The following is a 2,781-nucleotide window of genomic DNA, read 5'->3' as shown; positions in this document are numbered from 1 at the left end:
GGAGTGGTGACGCAGCGGATTGCAAATCCGTGTACACCGGTTCGATTCCGGTACTCGCCTCCAAATTCCCTGAAACCTCGGAACACCACGACCTCACCTTGCCGAGTGGGTCGCCTCTTCTTGGCCAACGCCCCCGCCGGGCACCTCGACAATCCCTATCTGCGCCTTGACCCTCGCGCGATTCCCAAACGGCCCGTGTGGCGCGCCCCTCCGCGTTGCTGTAGAAGAGGGTCAATCATCCAGACCTTCGCTGTGGGATCGTGATGCCTGACGCCAAGCCCTGCTGCTCTGTGCCCTCCAGCGCCGACCTGCCAGAGGCGGATCGGGTTTTCCTGGAACAGGCTGAGGCAATCCCCCCTGCCCCGCCCGGCATCCGGGCCGAGCTGCGGTCCAACCTCGTGTCCGTCCCGGGCGGCATCTTCGAGATGGGGACGCGAAAGTCACGCTTTCCCGATGACCAGGACAGCCCCCGCCGCAAGGTGCGGGTCTCGGGCTTTCTGCTGTCGCCCACGACGGTGACAAACGCGGAGTTTGGTCGCTTTGTCGCCGCGACGGGCTATCGCACCGTGGCCGAGCAGGAAGGATGGACATACGTCTTTCACAGCTTACTGGAAGACCCGGCCCGTCATCCCGATCATCCCCCCGGTCTGTCCTGGTGGCGCAAGGTCGATGGTGCTTCCTGGACGACCCCAACAGGACCGGGATCGGGCCTCGACGGGCTTGAGGATCACCCGGTCGTGCATATCGCCTGGTATGATGCGCAGGCCTATGCCCGCTGGGGCGGGCTGCGCCTGCCGCGTGAGGCGGAATGGGAACGCGCCGCCCGCGGTGGGCTGGCCCGGATGAAATTCCCCTGGGGCAATGCGCTTATTCCACCAGAGGGGTTTGCCATGAACACATGGCAGGGGCGGTTCCCGGATGAGAACACTGCCGATGACGGATATGTCGCCACGGCGCCCGTCACCGCCTACAGGCCGAACGGCTACGGCCTTTTCAACATGTGCGGAAATGTCTGGGAATGGGTGGCAGACCGGTTCGGCCCCTTGCCTGAACCCGGTAGGCTTCCGGCGCGCGACCCGACCGGGGCTGAAACGGGCCTTGCCCGGGTTCAGCGCGGCGGCTCTTACCTCTGCCACGAAAGCTATTGTGACCGCTACCACGTCCATTCCCGCACGCGGAACGATCCCGACAGCACGACCGGGAATTGCGGGTTCCGCGTGGCGGCGGACCTGTGATGCGCGACTAGCTCTGTTCCAGTCCCAGGAGTTCCGTCAACCGCCGGGCAAGATCCTTTTCGGTCATGGTCCCGCCGATTTCCTGGTTGTCCAGGTCCCCGATTGCGGCACGCATCTCATCGTCGATGGGTGAGAAAAACCCGTTTTCCGAGGTCGCCAGGACAAAGCGGCGCGCAAAGGAATTACCGCGGATCTCTCCCAGCATCTGCAATTGGCGCCCGTTGGACTTGTCCGCGAGGACGACACGGTTGTTGAGACTGACCTTGACGTAGGGCTCTGGCAGCTCGCTTTTCGAGGGTGCCTTGAGATCGTGGATCATCAAGCCCTCGGGCTTTGGCTCTTCACGCCGGCGCGCCTGCTCCTGCTTCATCTTGGTAAAGCCGCCGTTGCTGATCGTATCGGCCAACCGCCGGATGGTGCCGGCGTTGTCCTGCAACAGCTTCCGGGCCTTGACGTCCTCGGGGCGTGGGCCGTCGCGCTTTGAAAAGATGTCCATCCCTGTTCCTCCCTTGAGAATGGGGAACCCGCGACTTGCGGATCCCCCTGTTGCGCTGCCTCAGACCAGGTCGAAGCGATCCGCGTTCATGACCTTGACCCAGGCGGCGATGAAATCGCTGATGAAATGATCCTCGTTGCGGCCACTGGCGTAGTATTCGCTGAGCGCCCGCAACTGCGAGTTCGAGCCAAAGACAAGATCCACGCGCGATCCGCTCCATTTCTTCGCGCCGTTTGTCCGGTCGCAGCCTTCGAACAGCCGCTCGGATGCATCCACGGGCAGCCACTCGGTGTTCATGTCCAGGATGTTGCGGAAGAAATCGTTACCCAGAACGCCCGGGCGGTCGGTCAACACGCCGGTGGCCGAGGATTGATAGGTCGCGCCAAGGACGCGCAAGCCCCCGACAAGCACCGTCATTTCCGGCGCGCTCAGGCCCAACAGTTGCGCCTTGTCCACCAGAAGCGCCTCCGCCGGGTAGGTAAAGGCGGTCTTCTCGTAGTTGCGGAACCCGTCCGTGGCCGGTTCCATCGGCTCAAAGGAAGCGGCGTCGGTCTGGTCTGCGCTGGCATCTGTGCGCCCCGGGGTAAAGGGCACCCGAACATCGCGGCCGCCGTCACGGGCTGCCTTTTCGATGGCGGCGGACCCGCCCAGCACGATCAGATCGGCGAGCGAAACCCTCTTCCCCCCCGAAGCATCGCGATTGAAGGCGCTGCGAATGCCCTCGAGCACCTCCAGCACATGGGCCAGACGCGCCGGCTCGTTCGCCTCCCAATCCTTTTGCGGGGCAAGGCGGATGCGGGCACCATTGGCGCCGCCGCGCTTGTCCGAGCGCCGGAAGGTCGAGGCCGAGGCCCAGGCCGTCCAGACCAGATCGGCCACCGACAGGCCGGACGCCAGGATCTGTTCCTTGAGGCGCGCGGTGTCGTCGCAATCGATCAGCGCGTGATCGACCGGCGGCACCGGGTCCTGCCAGATCAACTCTTCGTCGGGCACCTCCTTGCCCAGGTAGCAGGCCTTCGGCCCCATGTCGCGGTGGGTCAGCTTGAACCA

General features: G+C 64.3%; 3 protein-coding genes. 1 reads left to right on the top strand and 2 read right to left on the bottom strand.

Features of this window, described 5'->3' with window-relative positions; genetic code table 11:
* The first annotated feature begins 263 nt into the window (after positions 1-263).
* Positions 264-1,235 carry a formylglycine-generating enzyme family protein gene (locus PVW46_RS14455; protein WP_083242387.1) on the top strand — a complete coding sequence of 324 codons (972 nt, stop codon included), beginning with the start codon at positions 264-266 and terminating at the stop codon, positions 1,233-1,235.
* 7 nt (positions 1,236-1,242) lie between these two features.
* Here PVW46_RS14455 and PVW46_RS14450 read toward each other — a convergent pair whose 3' ends face one another.
* Positions 1,243-1,731 carry a hypothetical protein gene (locus PVW46_RS14450; protein ID WP_069210248.1) on the bottom strand — a complete coding sequence of 163 codons (489 nt, stop codon included), beginning with the start codon at positions 1,729-1,731 and terminating at the stop codon, positions 1,243-1,245.
* A gap of 60 nt (positions 1,732-1,791) precedes the next feature.
* Positions 1,792-2,781: peroxidase family protein (locus tag PVW46_RS14445; RefSeq protein ID WP_338020529.1), on the bottom strand; the 990-nt coding region annotated here is incomplete at its 5' end.

Origin of the sequence: Mameliella sp. AT18 (genome assembly GCF_028807275.1) — a bacterium.
GTDB classification, from domain to species: domain Bacteria; phylum Pseudomonadota; class Alphaproteobacteria; order Rhodobacterales; family Rhodobacteraceae; genus Antarctobacter; species Antarctobacter albus.
This window is presented reverse-complemented; position numbering and strand designations above follow the sequence as displayed.

Excerpts from the sequence above, each read along its gene's own strand:
- PVW46_RS14455 (WP_083242387.1), top strand. The coding sequence starts at position 264 with ATGCCTGACGCCAAGCCCTGCTGCTCTGTGCCCTCCAGCGCCGACCTG.
- PVW46_RS14450 (WP_069210248.1), bottom strand. The coding sequence starts at position 1,731 with ATGGACATCTTTTCAAAGCGCGACGGCCCACGCCCCGAGGACGTCAAG.